Source organism: Ilumatobacter sp. (assembly GCF_046290335.1).
Taxonomy (GTDB): domain Bacteria; phylum Actinomycetota; class Acidimicrobiia; order Acidimicrobiales; family Ilumatobacteraceae; genus Ilumatobacter_A.
The window spans coordinates 333,376-350,704 of record NZ_JBKAGH010000003.1; the positions used below are offsets into that span (position 1 = coordinate 333,376).

A 17,329-nucleotide genomic window follows, 5' to 3' on the forward strand; every position below is an offset into this window, starting at 1 on the left:
CGTCTCGAACGGCGCCGCCGGTTCGCGGTGATGGTCGACGACCGGTAGTTCGACCGACCATGAACCGTTTGGTCATCCGGAAACGACAGGATGGTGATGATGGCCACGATCGCCGACGACCGGGCGCTGCTCGCCCGCATGGCCGATGGTGATCGTGATTCGCTCGAAGAGCTGTATCGACGCCATGCAGGGTGGCTCACGGCGCGCCTGCAACGTCGATGCGGTGACCCGGACCTCACCGACATCGCCGTGCAAGACACGTTTCTCGCGGCCTGGAAGTCGGCGAAGAAGTTCCGTGGTGAGGGCGACGTCGGCGCCTGGCTGTGGGGGATCGGGATCCGCCGGCTGATCGACGTGCTGCGCAAGCGGCGCGCAACGCCGGTCGATCCCGCTCGGCTGGTCGCGCTCGGTCTGGGCGATGTGGATCCGTCGTCGCTCGAGGAGCTTGCGCTCGGCGGTGCCCACGGCGAACTCGAGGCAGCGCTTCGAGCGCTGCCGGGCGATCTGCGCGCCGTGCTGGTCGCCACCGCCGTCGACGGCCTGTCGACCAGAGAAGCTGCACGTCTCCTCGGCGTGCCGCAGGGAACGGTGAAGACGCGACTGATGCGCGCGCGGCAACACATGCAGGAGGCATTGACATGACCGGCTTCACGCCGCCGCCCGACTCGAACGCCGCCGGCGCGCCGATCGACCCGCACCGGATCGACCAGCATCGGCTCGAGGCCAACTGGCGCGCCATCCAGATCGAACTCGACGCGCCGAGGCAGTCGCTGCCCGAGCGGCTGCTCCGCTCGGTCGGTGTTCCCGCAGACGTCACTCGGCTGATCGTCGCGACCCCGGCGTTGCGCCGCTCGTGGTATCTCGCCGTCGCCGCTGCGGTCGTGATCGCGCTCACCGTCGCCGATTCCGAGACGCCTCGCCAGAGCGTGGCGCTGTTCCTCACGCTCGCGCCGCTCGTCGGGGTCGCCGGTGTCGCGATGGCCTATGGGCCGAACGCCGATCCTGCCCACGAACTCCAACTGGTCGCCCCGATGCCGGGTCTGCGGATCGTCGCGATCCGGACGCTGGTCGTGATGGTGATCGCGTCGGTCGCGATCGTCGGCGGCGCAGCGTTGAGTCCGGTGACTCGTCCGTTCGCGCTCCTCTGGCTGCTGCCCTCGATCGCGGTGGCCGCCTGCGCGCTCGCGCTGATGTCGACGATGTCACCGCGCCGCGCAGCGACGGTCGCAGCCGTCGGGTGGTGCTCGATCGTGCTCGCGAGTCAAGTCGGGAGCGACCCGTTGGTGGTGTTCACGAGCGCCGGCCAAGTCGTCGCTGTCGCGGTCGCAGCGGGCGCGATCGCGGTGACGATCCGTCGCCGCGACGCGTTCGATCGGTTGATGGAGGCGACGTGAACCCGTCGAACGTCGTCGTCAGCTCGCTGCATCATCGCTTCGGGTCACGGTCGGTCCTCGGCGACGTCGATCTCTCGCTGTGCGGCGGCATCACGACGTTGCTCGGCGCGAACGGCGCTGGCAAGAGCACCCTGTTGCGCTGCCTGGCGACGGCGATCCAGCCGTCGGGAGGATCGATCGGCATCGACGGCCTCGACCCGTCGTCGGAAGCCGAGCGAATCGAGGTTCGTCGCCGGCTCGGCTATCTGCCGCAACAGATCGGGTTCAGTCGATCTGCAACCGTGTTCGACGCGCTCGACTACTTCGGGGTGCTGAAAGGGTTGCGTGACGAACGCCGTCGTCGCCACCTGGTCGTCGATGCTCTGGACGGCGTCGGCTTGCGTGATCGTCTCCGCGACGACATCGGTTCGCTGTCGGGTGGAATGCAACGACGCTTCGGGCTCGCGCACGCGTTGCTCGCGACACCGAGCCTGATCGTCCTCGACGAACCGTCGGCAGGGCTCGACCCCGACGAGCGGCAACGTCTCCGCTCGCTCGTCGCGGATCGGCGGTCGACCGCGACGATCGTCGTCTCGACGCACTTGACCGACGAGGCCGCCCTCGGCGACGCCGTCATCGTCCTCCACGACGGGCGAGTCGTCTTCAGCGGGTCGCCCCAGTTACTCGCGGCGCAGGCGGCTGGGCGAGCATGGATCGCCGCTGGATTGCCGCCGCCCGGCGTGCGCGCTTCGTGGCGTCAAGCCGATGGGCGTCACCGCTGCCTGGGCACGCCACCTCCGGGTGTCGAACTCGTCGACGCCACCGTCGAAGACGGCTACCTGCTGCTCACCGGCGCATCGCCGGTCACGTCGAGCCGGTGACGGTGAGCTGGTGACGGTGAGCTGGCCGGCCGTCAACCGGTGTCGGCAGTCGGCGAGCGGTGTTCGAGCGCGGTGAGCAACGCTGCGATCTCGTGGTGGTCTTCGAGCGGGTGGCGCAACGGATGGTGTCGGTTGATCAGGTAGTGATTGCGCCGACCGCGCCGCTCGCGCTCGATGTAGCCGTCGGTTTCGAGGTCGACCACGATCTGCATGGCCGTGCGTTCGGTGATGTTGACCAGATCGGCGATCTCTCGTAGCCGCAGGTCTGGCGCTCGAGCGATCGCGAGCAAGACGTGCGAGTGATTCGTGAGAAAGGTCCACGACCGGCGCTCCGACTCGGCTGCCATGACTCGATCGTAGCGCAACACCTGCGTCTTGTCTCATGAAATAGAAAGAAAGATTTGCAATACCGGAAATGGAATGCGTAGATTGCGGGTCGTGCATTCCCTGATGATTCTTCTCGGCGTCCTCGCTCCGCTCGTCGCCTCCGCAGTCGTCCTCGCAACCTCGGCCACCGGGCACCTGGCCGGCCGAGTGGCCACCATCGGCTGCGGAGCTGCGTTCGTGGCGGCGCTGTGGCTGGCGGTTGCCAGCGCCCGTGACGAGGCCGGGGTGGCCGGAGAACTGCCCGGACTCGATGGCGTCGACCTGCGGATCGATCGTGCGAGTTCGTTGCTCCTGCTGCTCGTGGCTGCGACGGGGGCGGTCATCGCCGCGTTCTCGCGGCGCAACCTCGACGACGTGCCGTACTCCACCCGCTACTTCGCGCTCATCGGGGTGGTCGTCGCCGGTTCCGCGCTGGTGGTCGTTCCGGGTGGCCCGGTCGCCCTCGTCGTCGGCTGGCTGATCTCTGGATGGGCGCTCGCCGCCATCACCGGGCGTTCGGGGCGGCGCATCGCTCGCACGCTGGTGATCGGCGACGTGGCACTCGTCGCCGCTGTCGTGATCGGCGTCGCCGCGTCGAGCGCGGAACTCGCGCTCGGGTCGCCGATCGCCGCCGCCGAACTGGCCGACACGTCGATCGTCGGTGTGAGCGCACTCGATCTCGTCGCCATCCTGCTCGTCGTGGCCGGAGCGTCGCGTTCGGCGCTGTTCCCCTTCCATCGGTGGCTGATCGCCACGCTGGCAGCGCCGACGCCGGTGAGCGCACTCGTGCACGCTGGCTTCGTCAGCGGCGCCGGCCTCCTCCTCATCCGGTTCTCGGGTGTGTTCGTCGCCTCCGACGTGGCGGTCGTGCTCGCGTTCGTGCTCGGTCTCGTCACCGTGGTCGTCGCCACGGTCGCGAGCGCTTCACGCCCCGACGTGAAGGGCGGCCTCGCTTGGTCGACCGTCGCCCAGATGTCGTTCATGGTGGTGCAGTGCGCCGTCGGAGCGTTCAGTAGTGCGGTGTTCCACATCATCGGACACGGCATGTACAAAGCGGCGCTCTTCCTCGGGTCGGGCGACACCGTCTCGGCGTCGGTGCGTTCGACGCGTCGCCCCGTTGCGGCGAGGGCGCTGTCCGTGCCCGCGCGCGGTGCCGTGAGCGCCGTGGTGGCGACCGCGTCGGTCGCCCTGGTCGGGTGGTTCGTCACGCCCGAGGTCGGCGACAGCGGACAGGTGTTGATCTACGCGTTTGCCTGGGCGAGCGTCGCCTCCGCGCTGTGGGGATGGCTCGCTCGTGGGCCGCTGCTGCCGGCCGCCGCCGTCGCGAGCGGCACGGCGGTCTCTGCTCTCGCGACGCTCGCGTACTTCGCCGGACTCCGCCTCGTCGAACGGCACGTCGCTCCTTCGTTCTCGTTCACGCCGTCCGACACGATCATCGGGCCGATCGCCGTGGCGGTCGTCGCTGCCGTGCTGGCGGCCGCCGGCGCCTGGCTCTGGTCTGCCGAGCGCGGCGGGTCGATGCTGGCTCTGAGCGTCCGCCAGGCCGTGCTCGCCACCACCCGAGTTCCGGTGAGCACCTTGGTCGCAGGTCGTCCGGCTGGAGGCGAAGGCGGCCTCGTCACGGCCACCGACGAGCCGGTGCGGCGGGCCGAGATCCGCGCTGACGTCTCGCGAGCCGGCTCGGTGATCGCTCCGCAATGGCCCCTGTCGTCGTTCGTCGCCGTCAACCCGCTCAATGGGCTCGAGGGTCTCGGGTTCGATGCTGCTACCGCTCGTGCTCGCCAGACGCTGCGCGGTCGGACGCATCTGTCACTCGCCGAGTATCGGGCCGATCACGAGTGTGGGCTCACCACCCCTGGCGACCTTCGTCGAGCGGTCGAGTACCGCTTCATGGAACTCTGTGCGCGCACGCCGATCGACCTCGACGGCCGACTGTTCGACATCGCCGAGGTCGTCATCGCCGACCTCCTGCACGGCCCGGAAGGGGAACCAGCCGCGGTGCCGCGCACCGAACTGGAGCGCCGCGCGGGCATCGACTCCACCGCTGTCAGCGCACTCGACGACGTCCTCGGCACCTGGATCGCCGGGTTCGTCGAACCCGCCCACTGGCCGCTGGCGCAGCCCAACGAGACGCTGGTTGCAATGGCACAGCGCCTCGCCGGTGATGCGCGGCTGCGTCCTCATCTCTCCAACGACGCCGTCGTGTGGATCGGTTCGCTCGACAGTGAGCCGGCGCATGTGATCGACTCGGCCTTCGCCTCGCTCCGGATCTCCGACGACGATCGAGTCAGCGAGATGTCGGGTCATCTCGCTGCAGTCCAGGGATGGGCTGGCTACGCCAAGTGGCGCACGGAATGGGCGCAGCCCGACGACCCGCGGCAGCGTCTGTCGATGGTCGACATCGTGGCGGTCAGGGCGATGCTGGAAGCGGCCATGGTCGCGACCGTCGCGACGGTCGCAGACACGTCGAATGGCGCCGACGCAGCCACCGAGCGGGCGGATGCGGTGGTGCATGCTCGCGTCGACGCCGTCCTGGCCCACCTGGGTGTCGGCCCCTCGACGTCGTCGGAACGCGCCCGGCTGCGTGAACTGCTCACCGAACTGCCCGACGACGAACGGCGGGCGGTGTGGCTCGCCGCCCAGGAGGTTCATGTCGACGACGAGATGCTCTCCTTGCTCGATCGTCCGGAGCCTGGTCCGGTCGTCGACCGACCCGACGCTCAGATCGTGCTCTGCATCGACGTGCGGTCGGAAGGGTTCCGCCGCCATCTCGAGTCGTTCGGTCGCGACCAGACGATCGGCTTCGCCGGCTTCTTCGGGATCCCGATGAAAGTCCGCCAACTCGGATGGGAACATGCCGAGGCGCGGTGTCCGGTGCTGGTCGCGCCTGCGGTCGAGGCCGTCGAACGCGCCGAGGTCGACGGCGTCGCCGAAGCGGCTCGGCGCTTGGCCAAGGACCGAGCCGTCGCCGGCGTGCACGCCGCCCACTCGCAGTCGAAGTACGCCGTCGGTGCTCCGTTCGTGATGGCCGAGACGGTCGGCTGGCTACTCGGGCCGCTCGCGGCCGCGCGCACCTTCCTTCCCGGCTCGGCGAAGCCGTCGACGCCGCCGCCGACCACGGTTGCGATCGACGAGGTCGAAGCACTGGTCGAACAGCGAGTGTTCTTCGCCGAGTCGGTGTTGAACACCATGGGGTTGGTCGACGGGTTCGCGCCGATCGTCGCGCTGTGCGGGCACACGAGCCGCACGGCCAACAACGCTCACGCGACCGCGCTGGAATGCGGCGCCTGCGCCGGTGCCGCCGGCGACGGCAACGCCCGAGCGGTGGCCTCGTTGCTCAACTCGCCCGACGTCCGCCACGGTCTGATCGAGCGCGGCATCGAGATCCCGGACGACACGTGGTTCGTCGCCGGCCTCCACGAGACCGTGTCCGATCGTCTGCAGATCGTCGACACGGTCGCAGCGTCGGGCGAGCACCTGGCGAAGATCGACGAACTCCAACGCCGACTCGATCAGGCCGGAGCGCTGCAGGCCGCCGATCGAGCTGGGCACCTTCCCGGTCCCGCTGCGACCGTGCGCGACCGGGGTATCGACTGGGCGCAGGTGCGCCCCGAATGGGGGCTGGCTCGCAACGCGGCCTTCGTGATCGGGCCTCGTTCGCTCACCTCGGGTCTCGACCTCGGTGGCCGAGCTTTCTTGCACAGCTACGACCAGCACGCGGATCCGACCGGCAAGGTGCTCGAGACGATCATGACGGCGCCGCTCGTCGTCGGACACTGGATCTCGTCGCAGTACTACTTCTCGACCGTCGACCCGGAGGTCTTTGGGGCTGGTGACAAACTGCTGCACAACCCGATCGGCTCGGCCGGCGTGTTCAGCGGTGAAGGCGGCGATCTTCGGGTCGGGCTGCCGTTGCAGTCGACGCACGTCGACGGCGCGCGCCATCATCAGGCCGTGCGACTGCTCGCCGTCATCGAAGCCGACATCGCCCGGATCGAGCGGATCATTCAGGCCAACCCCATCCTGCAGACGCTGACGCGCGGATCGTGGCTGCGCATCGCCGCCCGGTCGCAGGCCGGTGAGCCGTGGTCGACTCGAACGTCGGAGGGCACGTGGCTGACGGCGCCTCGATCGCCCGGCGCCGACCTCGAGCGCGCCTTCGACCCGTCGCAGGCGTTCGAGACGACCTGACGACATCGCCAGTACAACAACCTCGACACAAGACACTCGACACAAGACACAACATGACGGAGACAACATGACCACCTGGACCGGGTTCACGCCCATGGCTCGCATCGAAGTCGTCATCGACGGCGAACACGTGCCGACCGTTCGCGACCTCCTGCTCGCCGCTGGTGCCACCGGCTACACGGCGCTCCACGGCGTGTCGGGTTTCGGGCACCACGGCGAACACGAGGGCCGGCTGTTGTTCAACGATCGCAACAGCCTGTCGATGCTGATCAGCGTGGTGTCGCTCGAACGAGTGGAGGCCGTGGTCGCCGGCATCCGCAAGCTGCTCGATGAGCACCACGGCGTGGTGTTCGTCAGCGAGACCAACGTCAGCCGCCCGGAGTACTTCCAGTAGCGGACCCCCGCAGCCAGGCGTATCGGTTTGTCTCAGGAGCGTCAGCGGATAGGGCGGTAGTTGGTGTTGCGGTGGTCGATGAGTCGTGCGGTGATGAGGAACACGGTTGCGAGGCAGAGGGCGGCGTGGCGGTGTGTTGCTCGGCGGTCGGTGTTGCGTTGGATTTGGCCGTAGTTGGTGAACCAGGAGTGGGTGCGTTCAGCGACCCAGCGGCGCCCGAATCCGACGAGTTGGATGCGGCCCTGACCTGGCTGGTTTCGTGGGATCACGTTCACGTCGCCGATCGTGTAGTCGGCGAGTCTGTCGGGGAGTGATTTGTAGCCGAATCCTCGGTCGAGGTGCAGGGTGCCGATCCGTGCGGTGACGGGATGTGCGGTGATCGCGTTGAGGGTGGGTTGCAACAGTCGGTAGTCCTGGCGGTTTGCGCCGTCGATGACCCAGCCGATCGGGATGCCGTCGGCGTCGACGCCGGCGCACCACTTCCAGCCCAGACGACCGTGGGTTTTCGGGCCTGCAGCGGTTCCTTCACCCCCGCACGGGGCAAAGTGTTCGCTGCCGTCGATGGTGACATGGGTCGGGTCCAGACCGATGATTCGGTCGTACGCGGCCAGTGCTTGCTCGAGCAGTTGATCGAACACCCCGGCGTCGATCCACTCGTCGCGACGGGACCGCAGGGTGGTGTCGGACACGGTGTAGCCCATCAAGAACTCGACGGTCTCCCACGATGCGCCCGTCACGAGACGAATCAACAGACCCCGCAAACAGACCAGGTCGTCGATACGGGGCCGATGACAACCCAACGGATGTTCGGGCCGGTCCGGGAGCAAGCCTCGGATCGTTTCGAACACCGCATCGTGGACTTCAGAATCGAGCGCGCGCATCATATGGGTGACCTCCCCGGTCGGTTAGTTGGGTCGCACTCGGTATGAAAACCGAGCCAACCCACCGACCGGTGGATGGTCACCTATCCGCGCGACCTCCAGAGACAAACCGATACGCCCGGGCAGCGTTACTGTGACTTAGGTCACATCAAGGTTTCGGCAAATCGGGCCGACGCACTACTCGGACATCTCACCGCGGGGAACTCGCAGTGAACCAGTCGCCGAGGAGGCAGTCCGTTGTCGCTCAGATCGATTCCACTCCGCTTGAAGCTCGTTGCAGCGTTGGTGCTGCCGATGCTCGTTGTCGCCGGATACCTCGGCGTCAGCATCCGGAACTCGATCGAGCAGCGCAGCGACGCCTTCGCCGCCCAGACCGAGGTCAACCGATTCGTCGCGATCGCCTCACTGTCCGACGCGATCGGCGTCGAGAACCTGGTCATCTTCGACACCGAGACCGATGAGGCGGGCCTCGCGCAGGCGCGTTCGTCCACCGACGCCGTCATGGACCTGCTTCGTTCGCCCGAGTTGGATCTGGGCGACGCCAATCTCGCGGTCATCGAGCAGCGCTACGCGCAGCTTCGCGAGTTGCGCTCGACCATCGGCGACCGACCGTTCGAGATTCGCCTCACCGCGCAGAGCGAGCTCCGTTCCGGCGAGCTCACGATGACCGGCGAGATCACCCCGGCGCTCGAAGCCCTCAGCGAGCTCCCTGCGACCGTGCTCGCCGATTTCGACGTCTCCGTCGAGACCACCACCACGACGTCGGCCTTGCTCGACGACTACTTCTTGTTGCAGCGGTATCGAGCCGACCTCGCCCGCGAGGTGACCACCCTCGTGCGCGTCGCGTCGCTGCCAGCCAACCTGATCGACTCCACTGCCGTCGAAGCCGTCGGTATCTCGATCGCCTCGACCGACCAGAGCGAACAGACGCTCCGGGATCTCGGAACCTCCGACCTGCTGTCCTCGGTCGGCCCGATCCTCGAAGGAGCGCCGGCGGCCCAGTATCAGGGTGTGCGGACGGTGATCGATGCGAGTGGTCCGGGACAGCGTCCGGACGTCGACACCGACGACCTGCAATCGACGGCGTCTCGCCTCGACATCGCCCTCGATGGTGCTGGCAACGCGACGATCGCATCGCTCGCCATCGAGTCGGACGATTCCGTCGTTGCCGCCAACCGCTCGCTGATCCTGTCGGGGTTGATCGGTCTGTGGCTGTTGATCCTCGTCGGCATCGTGCTGCGAGTTCTGTACCGGGCGATCAAGTCGCCGATCGAGCGGCTCACCGAGCACGCCCACCAGATCGCACTGATCGAGTTGCCAGAGATCGTGTCGCAGATGCGTCGCGGCGAGATCGACGAACTCCCGCAGGTCGCCGAGATCGTGGCCGAATCCGACGACGAGATCGGGGAGCTGGTCCATGCGTTCAACAACATGCACCGCACCGCCGTCGAGCTCGCTGCGGAGCAGGCGAACTCGCGTCGCGTGGTCGCCGACATGTTCGTCAACCTCGGTCGACGAAATCAGCGCCTCGTCAACCGTCTCCTGAAGGGCCTCACCGTGCTCGAGCAGCACGAGGAGGATCCCGACAAGTTGGCGTCGCTCTACGAGATCGACCACGTTGCGACTCGTATGCGTCGCAACGCCGAGTCGTTGCTCGTCCTCGCCGGCAGCGGACAGTCGCGTCGGTGGGATCAGCCGGTGCCGATGTACGACATCGCCCGAGCGTCGCTCGCCGAGGTCGAGAACTACGAGCGAGTCCAGATCGATGCGTCCGACACCGCACGCGTCGACGGTGGTGTCGTCGCCGACCTGACCCACCTCCTCGCCGAACTGGTCGAGAACGCACTGTCGTTCTCGCCGCCGTCGTCGCCGGTGGAGATCGTGGCTCGCAACGCGGACGGCGGTCTCGTCATCGCCGTCAGCGACCACGGCGTCGGCATGTCGCCGGAGCGACTCGCTGCCGCCAACGAACAGATCATGCAGGCGGCCGGTGAGGACGAGACGCCCTCGGAGTTCCTCGGCCACTACGTCGTCGGCCGACTCGCCGTACGCCACGGCATCTTCGTGGAACTGCTCGCCGGACCCGCCGGCGGGGTCACCGCGCGGGTGGTTTTGCCATCGTCGGCAGTCGCTGCGGACGAGTCACCCCAGACAGGACACCCGGCCTACGCTCCCGAATTGGCGCAGCCGGCCTCGTCGCCGAGTCCGGCGGCATCGATGCCGACCGTGTCGTCACCGAGTCCGGCCGTGTCGCCGACGCCGGTCGCGTCGTCGTTGTCCGAGCAGTCGCCGCGCACACCGCAACCGCTGGCACACACCGAAACGAGCCCTGCTCAAGCCCCCTCGATCGAGTCGCCGCTGCAGCCCACCCTGCACCCCGTCGCCCCGGTGGCGCCGACGGTGGAGCCGCAGCCGACGATGCACTTCGACCCCGACCCACTCGATGTGATCGGTCTGCCGCTGCTTCCCGCCGACCCGCCCGTACCGGCGCCGTCGTTGGCCGATGCCAGACCGGCCCCGGCGGCTGCACCGGCACCGGCCGTTCACGATGCGACGCCGACCGCGCCGAATCCGGCGACCTTCGAATGGCCCTCGCCGTCGGAAGTCGATCCGTTGTCGATCGACCATCGCACGTCGTCGTCGAGTCGTCCGTCGATTCCAGCGTCGATTCCCGACGCTGCCCCGGCCGGAGCGTCGCCTGCAGCGGCGGTGTCGACGCAGGATCTCAACCGAGCTGCCGACGATGCCGTCAACGGTGCACTCAGCGTCTTCGGAAGCGCCCGGCGCACGCCGGGAGCGCAACTCCCGGAGACCGATCTCCTCGCGTCGATCTCGGGAAGCATGGGTCTCGGCGCGTCCGGTTCGGCTCCCGACCGACCATCGGGTCTCGGCGCTGGCACCGAGCGCCCCCTGCCCGATCTCGGCGACGAGAACCAAGTCCGCTTCGACCTCTCCGGATTCCAACAGGGAATCAATCGAGCCGATCGTGAACACGGAGGAACCACCTCATGAGCGCCATGCCCAGCACCAGCCCCGAACCGAACGTCGCAGCGGAGGCTCTGGATCTCGACTTCATCCTGAATCGGTTCGTCGACGACACCGACGGCGTCCTGTTCGCCCAGACGGTCTCGGCCGACGGCATGCACCTCGCCTCGTCGGCAGGATTCGACTCGGCACGCCACGACACCTTCGCCGCGATCGCGTCGGGGATGGCCAGCCTGACCGATAGTTCGATCGAGCTGTTCGGACTCGGGGCCGTGACCCGCCAGATCGTCGAAGCGACCGACGGCTGGATTCTGCTCAGCCGAATCTCGAACACGGCCAGCCTCGGAGTGGTCGCTCGGCGCCAGGCCGACCTCGGCCTCATCGGCTATGAGATGACCCGCCTCGCCAAGCAACTCGGCCCGGCGCTGTCGCCGGCCGTCGTCGATCGCCTGAAGGGCTCGCTGCGGCTGTGACCGGCTTCGGACTCGACGACGACGACGTCACCGTTGGTGGCGACGTCGTGCGCGGGTTCATGCTCACGCGCGGGCGAACTCGCGCTTCGGTCCCCGAACTCGCCATCGAGACCGTGGTGACGCCGACCGCGATGGTGCGCTCGTCGATGGGCGGGCTGCAGGTCGATCACCGGCGAATCGTCGAGATCCTCGTCGGCCCGCTGTCGATCGCCGAGATCTCTGCCCACCTGTCCATTCCACTCCGAGCCTCGATCGTGCTCGTCAGCGAGATGGTTGCCGCGGGGACATTGTCTGCCGGCGACTCGCTCGACTCCGGCGACACCGACCTGCTCGAGAAGATCCGCTCGGCACTCCAACTGCTGTGATCGCCAGGAAGTACGAACGATGACTGCACCGACACCGACACCGACACCGACATCTCCAGCCGCGCCCACACCGAACGCCGCCGGGCACCCCGGTGTCCGGTCGACGTCGGCGACACAGTCCGCGAAGATCGTGATCGCCGGAGGCTTCGGCGTCGGCAAGACCACCTTCGTCGGGGCGGTGTCGGAGATCCAGCCGCTGCGCACCGAAGCGTCGATGACCGCCGCAGCGGCCGGTCTCGACGACGCCAGTCGGGTCGACACGAAGACGTCGACCACCGTGGCAATGGACTTCGGTCGCATCGCTGTGAGCGACGACATCGTCATCTACCTGTTCGGCACACCTGGGCAGTCCCGGTTTGCGTTCATGTGGGATCAAGTGGCGCTCGGGGCCCTCGGAGCGATCGTCCTGATCGACACCGCTCGACTCGCCGACGGCTACGCCGCCATCGACTACTTCGAGAACAAGCGGATCCCGTTCATCGTCGCGACGAACCAGTTCGCTCATTCGCCGAGCGGGACGCCAGAGCAAGTGCGTGACGCGTTGGCGATCGCTCAGACGATCCCGGTCGTGTCGGTCGATGCCCGCCATCGCGACTCGGTGAAACACTCGCTGATCGCGCTCGTCGACCACCTGCTCCGGCTGCGCCGCCAGGCTGCCGTCACCAGCTGATCGTCACCAACTGGTCATCGCCAGCTGATCGTCACCAACTGGTCATCGCCAGCTGATCGTCACCAGCTGGTCATCAGGCTGGTGCGACGAACTGCAGGTCGAGTTCGATGGCCACCTTGTCGGAGATCATCACCTTGTCGCCGCCGAGCGGCACGTTGAACTCGATGCCGAAATCCTTGCGCGAGATCGAGGTCTCGGCCGAGAAGCCGGCCCGAGTCGACTGATCCATCGGAAACACCGACGTCCCGAAGAACTCGACGTCGAACTCGATCGCCCGGGTGACGCCGTTGATCGTGAGGTTGCCGGCGAGCGTGTACTCGTCGCCGCTGCCCGAGATGGACGTGGACTCGAAGGCCATGGTCGGGTTGGTGTCGGCGTCGAAGAAGTCGGATGACCGGAGGTGGCCGTCGCGATCAGCGTTGCCGGTCGACACGGTGCTCATGTCGATCACGGCCGAGATCGAGGTCGACGCCAGATCGTCGCCGACCGTCATCGTCGCAACGACGCCGTCGAAACGTCCGCGCACCTTGGCGAGGCCGAGATGGCGAACGGTGAACCCGACCGTCGTGTGAGCGGCGTCGTTCGTCCAGGTGCCGGTCGAGAGGGGGAGAGAGGTGCTGTTGCTCATGGGGAGAGAGTACCGGACTTCTTTGTGATCACAACTATTGCGAAGTGAACAAAATCCCCGGCGCGCGTGATGGGCTCACCGTGCGAGCAACGGGATCCGTGAGGGCGACCGCGTCGCGCTCGGTCCGCGTTCAGTCTGCGTCGTAGCCTTCGGTGGCGATCTGTCGCACGCGGGCCAGGAGCACGTCGAGCGCGGGGCGGTTGAGGCCGCCTTCGGGGATGATCACGTCGGCGTGGCGCTTGCTTGGCTCGATGAAGCGCTCGTGGGCCGGCTTGACCGTGGTGAGGTACTGCGTGATCACGCTGTCGACGGTGCGACCCCGTTCGGCCACATCGCGTTGCAGCCGTCGGATCAGTCGAACGTCGGCAGGAGTGTCGACGAAGATCTTGAGATCGAAGCGATCGCGCAGCGCCCGGTCGTAGAGGACGAGGATGCCATCGACCACCACGATCGGGTTCGGGCCCACCTCGCGAGTGCGCCCGGAGCGGTTGTGATCGGCGTAGTCGTAGATCGGCACCGGGACCGACGCTCCGTTCGCCAGCGCGGCGAGATGGTCGTTGAGCAGCGCCCAGTCGAACGCGTCGGGATGGTCGTAGTTCGCCTGACGGCGCTCCTCGATCGGCTGATCTGTGCGGTCGAGGTAATACGAATCGAGCTCGATTCGCGACAGATGCTCGGCCCCGGTGAGCTCGACGAGGCGCTCCGAGATCGTCGTTTTGCCGGAACTGCTGCCGCCGGCGACGCCGATCATGAACGGTCGTGACACGCCGTGCAGCCTAATCGTGCGGAGAGATTTGCTCCGATGCTTGTAATTTGCCGCGCGATCAGGCCAACCTGTGCGGTGATGCTCAGCGAACGCCATGCCGCCATGCTCGATTTCGAACGTTCATGGTGGAGCAACGACGAACCGCGTGACCTTGTGATCCGCGCGCGTTTTCAGTGTTCGCCCGACGAATATCATGCGGAACTGACCACCGTGCTCGATGATCCCGCCGCGATGGACCACGACCCGTTGGTCGTGCGCCGTCTCAAGCGTCTGCGTCTGCGGGCACGCAAACTGCGCCTGGGCGACGTCGACGTGGCGTCGTCAGGGGCTGGAGAAGGACACCACGCATGAGCAACGAAGAGTCGATGGCGGCCGCCGCGGTCGCGTCACGCCGGGTCCCGCGTCAGGGGGTCGGCGGATCGCCGATCGGCTCGACGCTCAGCATCGTCCTCGCGCTCGTCGCAGTCGTGGCCGGGTTCTTGATCCTGCAGAACATCACCGACGAAGGCGGCACGGCCGCGGTGCCCGAAACGGGTACCGACATCACGGCCACCACGTTGCCCGACGGGACGGCGACGACCTTGCCGTCGGATGCGTCGACCACGACCACCACGACGACGATTCCGCGCATCACCGACGGTGCGACCGTTGGCGTCGCGAACGCCAACACGGTCGGCGGATCTGCTGGCCAGATGACCCGCACGCTCGAGATCGCCGGGTACGCGGTGACCGACCCGGTCAACGCCACGGGCCCGAACGTCGACGATTCGATCGTGTACTACGACGCCACGGTGGCTGCCGCGCAGGATGTGGCGAACTCCGTGGCGAACGACCTCGGTGGGCTCGCTGTGCTGCCAGCCCCGACGCCGGTACCCACCGAGAGCGCCACGCTCGGCGGTGCGGGTGTGCTGGTGATGCTCGGCAACAACGAAGCCGGTAAGTCGCTCGAAGAACTGGCTCCTGTGGCCGACGCCGCGGATGCGGCCTCGACGGTGGAAGCACCACCGGTCGCAGGCACCGATGACGCGGTCACCGGCGAAACGGGCACCGGCGACGCCGTCACCGACGAAGAATCCGGCGAGTAGTCCCGCACCATCCCACTGCGGGCATACCGGCACGCCGACGTCGATTCGGACGTGGATGTCGTGCGTCAGGCTTGGAGTCGTTCGAGCAGCAGGTGGGCGGCCGCTTCGACATGTCGCTTCGGTTCGGCTCGTGCTGCCTGTTCGTCCACGAGTTCGTCGAGTGCCACGACGGTCACGTAGTCGGGCAGCATCTGGAGTGCCGCATCGTCGATCGAGCCGACCACCACCGCGACCGGCAACCCGTAGTCGGCGCCGAGTTCGACGAAGCCACCCACGACCTTGCCGGCGAAACTGGAGGCGTCGAGTCGGCCCTCTCCGGTGATGATCAAGTCGACGGCGCCCGTCTCGCTGTGTTCGACGTCGGCGTCCGGATCGAGGAGGTCGAACACGCCGACCTCTTCGGCGATGAGCTCGAAACCGGGCACGAGCCGGCCGCCCAGCGCGGCCAGCGCGGCGCCGAGCCCGCCGGCAGCGCCGCCACCCTCGATCGTGGTCACGTCGATGTCGAAGTCGTCGGCGAACATCTGCACCAGCCGCTCCAGGCGCCGTTCGAGCATCTTGACCTCCGCCGGCGTCGCTCCCTTCTGCGGGCCGAACGTGGCGGCGGCATCGACGAAGGTGGTGGTGACGTCGCAGGCGACGAGGAGTTCGACCTGTTTGATCCGGGCGATCGCATTGATCGCTCGGATCGCCCCGAACCCGCCGTCGGTCGTCGCCGAACCACCGAGGCCGACGATGATCCTCTTGACGCCTGCATCGAGGGCGTGATCGATCAGCTCACCGGTACCCGTCGTGGTCGCATCGAGCGGCCGGTTGCGCTCCGCCCCACCCGCAGCGACCAATCCACTCGCTTGGGCCATCTCGATGATGGCGGTGTCGCCGCTGAGCCGCCATCCCGCCCGGATCGGGTCGCCGAGCGGACCGGTGACGGTCGTGTGGCGATTTGCTCCGCCGAGCACGTCGAGAATTCCGTCGCCGCCGTCGGCCATCGGCCGCTCGACGCAGTCGATACCGAGTTCCCAGCAGGCGTGTCCGATCGCCGCGGCGATGTCGGCGGCGGAGGCGGTGCCCTTGAATTTGTCGGGCGCGGCGAGCACTCTGCGGATCGACGACGGCACGCCGCCAATCTAGGGTCCGGCTCGCTGACCGCGCACCGCGCCAATGTGTCGTGCGACGCGCAGGCGGCCCTGCGAATCCCGACCGGATGACTAGGGATTGCCGGTAGCTTCTCCCGTATGGCAGCGACCGTACGAATCCCGACCACCATGCGACCTCTGACGGGCGGCGAGAAGCAGGTCTCGGTCGAGCCGGGGTCACTGAGCGATGTGATCGCGGCGCTCGAAGCTCAGCACCCTGGTCTCGGCGAGCGCCTCCTCGACGACGAGGGCGGTCTGCGCAAGTTCGTCAACGTGTTCGTCGACGACGACGACGTGCGGTTCCTCGATGGCCTCGAGACCCCGGTCGCCGACGGCATCACCGTGTCGATCATCCCCGCGGTCGCCGGCGGCTGACCCGCTGACCCGGCGGCGACCGGATCAGTCCGGGTCAGTCGCGGTCGATCAACGTGTCGTCGAACAGGGTGTCATCGATCTCGGCGTCGTCGATCAGGAGCCACACGAACACCGCGGCACCCGCACCGACGAGTGGCACCACGACGAACACCCAGAGCTGTCCGAGCGGGCTCGGGTCGGCATCGGAGAAGATCGCGGACCCGATCGATCGCGCCGGATTGAGGCCTCCTCCATCGAGACCGATCAGCACGAGATGACCGAGGGCGTACGCCGTTGCGGTGAACGAGGCGATCGCCGCCGTCGAGTACCCCTGGCTGATCGTCGACAGCAACACGACGACGATGATCACGCTGAAGACGAGCTCGGCAGCGATCACCGAGCCGAGCTCTCGGTAGCCACCGCGGTCCCAGCCGTTCGATCCGACGGCCACGCGGGTCTGGTCGTTGATCGCCCAGATGATCGCCGCGCCCAACACTCCACCCGCGAGCTGACCGATCCAGTCACTGACCGCATTGCGCGGGCTGATCTCTCGGACGAGGAGCAGCGCCAGGGTGAACGCCGGGTTCGCCACCGCGCCGATCACGCCGATCGCGAGCGCGAGGCCGGCCCCGAATGCGACCGCTGCACCGAGGTCGGTGACCCGTCCGTCGGAGAGCACGAGGACGCCGGGACCGGCGAGCATCACGACGAGAGTGCCCACCAGTTCGGTGACGAGGTTGCGTGTATCGCTCGGCATCGCCGGAACCGTACTCGTAGCCTG

18 protein-coding genes are annotated in these 17,329 nt (G+C 67.5%); 12 read left to right on the top strand and 6 right to left on the bottom strand.

The window, feature by feature from the left end; all coding sequences use genetic code 11:
• Positions 1 to 96: 96 nt before the first annotated feature.
• The 3 genes from ACE37B_RS14160 to ACE37B_RS14170 are packed head-to-tail and all read left to right on the top strand — an operon-like array spanning position 97 to position 2,254.
• Complete coding sequence (locus ACE37B_RS14160; protein ID WP_409923967.1) at positions 97 to 642, top strand: RNA polymerase sigma factor; 546 nt, start codon at positions 97 to 99, stop codon at positions 640 to 642.
• Positions 639 to 1,394, top strand: coding sequence for a zf-HC2 domain-containing protein (locus ACE37B_RS14165; protein ID WP_409923968.1), 756 nt, complete (start codon positions 639 to 641; stop codon positions 1,392 to 1,394). The genes ACE37B_RS14160 and ACE37B_RS14165 overlap by 4 nt, the downstream gene beginning before the upstream one ends.
• Positions 1,391 to 2,254 carry an ATP-binding cassette domain-containing protein gene (locus ACE37B_RS14170; RefSeq protein WP_409923969.1) on the top strand — a complete coding sequence of 288 codons (864 nt, stop codon included), beginning with the start codon at positions 1,391 to 1,393 and terminating at the stop codon, positions 2,252 to 2,254. Before ACE37B_RS14165 ends, ACE37B_RS14170 begins: the two co-directional genes overlap by 4 nt.
• Positions 2,255 to 2,286: 32 nt before the next feature.
• Here ACE37B_RS14170 and ACE37B_RS14175 read toward each other — a convergent pair whose 3' ends face one another.
• A complete protein-coding gene (locus ACE37B_RS14175; protein ID WP_409923970.1) occupies positions 2,287 to 2,601 on the bottom strand; it encodes a helix-turn-helix transcriptional regulator in 315 nt (104 codons plus the stop codon).
• A 91-nt stretch (positions 2,602 to 2,692) separates the two neighbouring features.
• Here ACE37B_RS14175 and ACE37B_RS14180 point away from each other — a divergent pair, with 91 nt between their 5' ends.
• Together ACE37B_RS14180 and ACE37B_RS14185 are read left to right on the top strand one after the other, a co-directional pair.
• Positions 2,693 to 6,811 carry a putative inorganic carbon transporter subunit DabA gene (locus ACE37B_RS14180; protein WP_409923971.1) on the top strand — a complete coding sequence of 1,373 codons (4,119 nt, stop codon included), beginning with the start codon at positions 2,693 to 2,695 and terminating at the stop codon, positions 6,809 to 6,811.
• Between the two features lie 67 nt (positions 6,812 to 6,878).
• Complete coding sequence (locus ACE37B_RS14185) at positions 6,879 to 7,205, top strand: P-II family nitrogen regulator (protein WP_409923972.1); 327 nt, start codon at positions 6,879 to 6,881, stop codon at positions 7,203 to 7,205.
• A 41-nt stretch (positions 7,206 to 7,246) separates the two neighbouring features.
• On the opposite strand, the gene ACE37B_RS14190 is transcribed toward ACE37B_RS14185, so the two are convergent.
• A complete protein-coding gene (locus ACE37B_RS14190) occupies positions 7,247 to 8,089 on the bottom strand; it encodes an IS5 family transposase (RefSeq protein ID WP_409921328.1) in 843 nt (280 codons plus the stop codon).
• Positions 8,090 to 8,323: 234 nt separating this feature from the next.
• Between ACE37B_RS14190 and ACE37B_RS14195 the strand changes: the two genes are divergently transcribed.
• The 4 genes from ACE37B_RS14195 to ACE37B_RS14210 are packed head-to-tail and all read left to right on the top strand — an operon-like array spanning position 8,324 to position 12,579.
• Positions 8,324 to 11,098, top strand: a complete 2,775-nt coding sequence (locus ACE37B_RS14195) for an ATP-binding protein (protein WP_409923973.1) — start codon at positions 8,324 to 8,326, stop codon at positions 11,096 to 11,098.
• Entirely contained in the window at positions 11,095 to 11,544 is a 450-nt protein-coding gene (locus ACE37B_RS14200) for a roadblock/LC7 domain-containing protein (RefSeq protein WP_409923974.1), read from the top strand. The genes ACE37B_RS14195 and ACE37B_RS14200 overlap by 4 nt, the downstream gene beginning before the upstream one ends.
• Positions 11,541 to 11,909, top strand: coding sequence for a DUF742 domain-containing protein (locus ACE37B_RS14205; protein ID WP_409923975.1), 369 nt, complete (start codon positions 11,541 to 11,543; stop codon positions 11,907 to 11,909). Before ACE37B_RS14200 ends, ACE37B_RS14205 begins: the two co-directional genes overlap by 4 nt.
• Positions 11,910 to 11,928: 19 nt before the next feature.
• On the top strand, positions 11,929 to 12,579 hold the full coding sequence (locus ACE37B_RS14210; protein WP_409923976.1) for a GTP-binding protein: 651 nt from the start codon (positions 11,929 to 11,931) through the stop codon (positions 12,577 to 12,579).
• Between the two features lie 73 nt (positions 12,580 to 12,652).
• Here the strand turns inward: ACE37B_RS14210 and ACE37B_RS14215 are convergent, their stop codons facing one another.
• A complete protein-coding gene (locus ACE37B_RS14215; RefSeq protein WP_409923977.1) occupies positions 12,653 to 13,207 on the bottom strand; it encodes a YceI family protein in 555 nt (184 codons plus the stop codon).
• A gap of 130 nt (positions 13,208 to 13,337) precedes the next feature.
• Complete coding sequence (udk, locus tag ACE37B_RS14220) at positions 13,338 to 13,973, bottom strand: uridine kinase (protein ID WP_409923978.1); 636 nt, start codon at positions 13,971 to 13,973, stop codon at positions 13,338 to 13,340.
• 78 nt (positions 13,974 to 14,051) lie between these two features.
• Between udk and ACE37B_RS14225 the strand changes: the two genes are divergently transcribed.
• Positions 14,052 to 14,324 carry a DUF3263 domain-containing protein gene (locus ACE37B_RS14225; protein ID WP_409923979.1) on the top strand — a complete coding sequence of 91 codons (273 nt, stop codon included), beginning with the start codon at positions 14,052 to 14,054 and terminating at the stop codon, positions 14,322 to 14,324.
• Positions 14,321 to 15,058 (top strand): LytR C-terminal domain-containing protein, encoded by a 738-nt coding sequence (locus ACE37B_RS14230; protein ID WP_409923980.1) that lies wholly within the window; start codon positions 14,321 to 14,323, stop codon positions 15,056 to 15,058. Before ACE37B_RS14225 ends, ACE37B_RS14230 begins: the two co-directional genes overlap by 4 nt.
• Before the next feature lie 65 nt (positions 15,059 to 15,123).
• Here the strand turns inward: ACE37B_RS14230 and ACE37B_RS14235 are convergent, their stop codons facing one another.
• Positions 15,124 to 16,176, bottom strand: coding sequence for a glycerate kinase (locus ACE37B_RS14235; protein ID WP_409923981.1), 1,053 nt, complete (start codon positions 16,174 to 16,176; stop codon positions 15,124 to 15,126).
• A 117-nt stretch (positions 16,177 to 16,293) separates the two neighbouring features.
• On the opposite strand from ACE37B_RS14235, the gene ACE37B_RS14240 reads away from it, so the two are divergent.
• Complete coding sequence (locus tag ACE37B_RS14240; protein WP_409923982.1) at positions 16,294 to 16,569, top strand: ubiquitin-like small modifier protein 1; 276 nt, start codon at positions 16,294 to 16,296, stop codon at positions 16,567 to 16,569.
• Positions 16,570 to 16,603: 34 nt separating this feature from the next.
• On the opposite strand, the gene ACE37B_RS14245 is transcribed toward ACE37B_RS14240, so the two are convergent.
• Positions 16,604 to 17,305 carry an MIP/aquaporin family protein gene (locus ACE37B_RS14245; protein WP_409923983.1) on the bottom strand — a complete coding sequence of 234 codons (702 nt, stop codon included), beginning with the start codon at positions 17,303 to 17,305 and terminating at the stop codon, positions 16,604 to 16,606.
• Positions 17,306 to 17,329: the final 24 nt, after the last annotated feature.

Excerpts from the sequence above, each read along its gene's own strand:
- ACE37B_RS14160 (WP_409923967.1), top strand. The coding sequence starts at position 97 with ATGATGGCCACGATCGCCGACGACCGGGCGCTGCTCGCCCGCATGGCC.
- ACE37B_RS14165 (WP_409923968.1), top strand. The coding sequence starts at position 639 with ATGACCGGCTTCACGCCGCCGCCCGACTCGAACGCCGCCGGCGCGCCG.
- ACE37B_RS14175 (WP_409923970.1), bottom strand. The coding sequence starts at position 2,601 with ATGGCAGCCGAGTCGGAGCGCCGGTCGTGGACCTTTCTCACGAATCAC.
- ACE37B_RS14185 (WP_409923972.1), top strand. The coding sequence starts at position 6,879 with ATGACCACCTGGACCGGGTTCACGCCCATGGCTCGCATCGAAGTCGTC.
- ACE37B_RS14190 (WP_409921328.1), bottom strand. The coding sequence starts at position 8,089 with ATGATGCGCGCGCTCGATTCTGAAGTCCACGATGCGGTGTTCGAAACG.
- ACE37B_RS14200 (WP_409923974.1), top strand. The coding sequence starts at position 11,095 with ATGAGCGCCATGCCCAGCACCAGCCCCGAACCGAACGTCGCAGCGGAG.
- ACE37B_RS14210 (WP_409923976.1), top strand. The coding sequence starts at position 11,929 with ATGACTGCACCGACACCGACACCGACACCGACATCTCCAGCCGCGCCC.
- ACE37B_RS14215 (WP_409923977.1), bottom strand. The coding sequence starts at position 13,207 with ATGAGCAACAGCACCTCTCTCCCCCTCTCGACCGGCACCTGGACGAAC.
- ACE37B_RS14225 (WP_409923979.1), top strand. The coding sequence starts at position 14,052 with ATGCTCAGCGAACGCCATGCCGCCATGCTCGATTTCGAACGTTCATGG.
- ACE37B_RS14230 (WP_409923980.1), top strand. The coding sequence starts at position 14,321 with ATGAGCAACGAAGAGTCGATGGCGGCCGCCGCGGTCGCGTCACGCCGG.
- ACE37B_RS14240 (WP_409923982.1), top strand. The coding sequence starts at position 16,294 with ATGGCAGCGACCGTACGAATCCCGACCACCATGCGACCTCTGACGGGC.
- ACE37B_RS14245 (WP_409923983.1), bottom strand. The coding sequence starts at position 17,305 with ATGCCGAGCGATACACGCAACCTCGTCACCGAACTGGTGGGCACTCTC.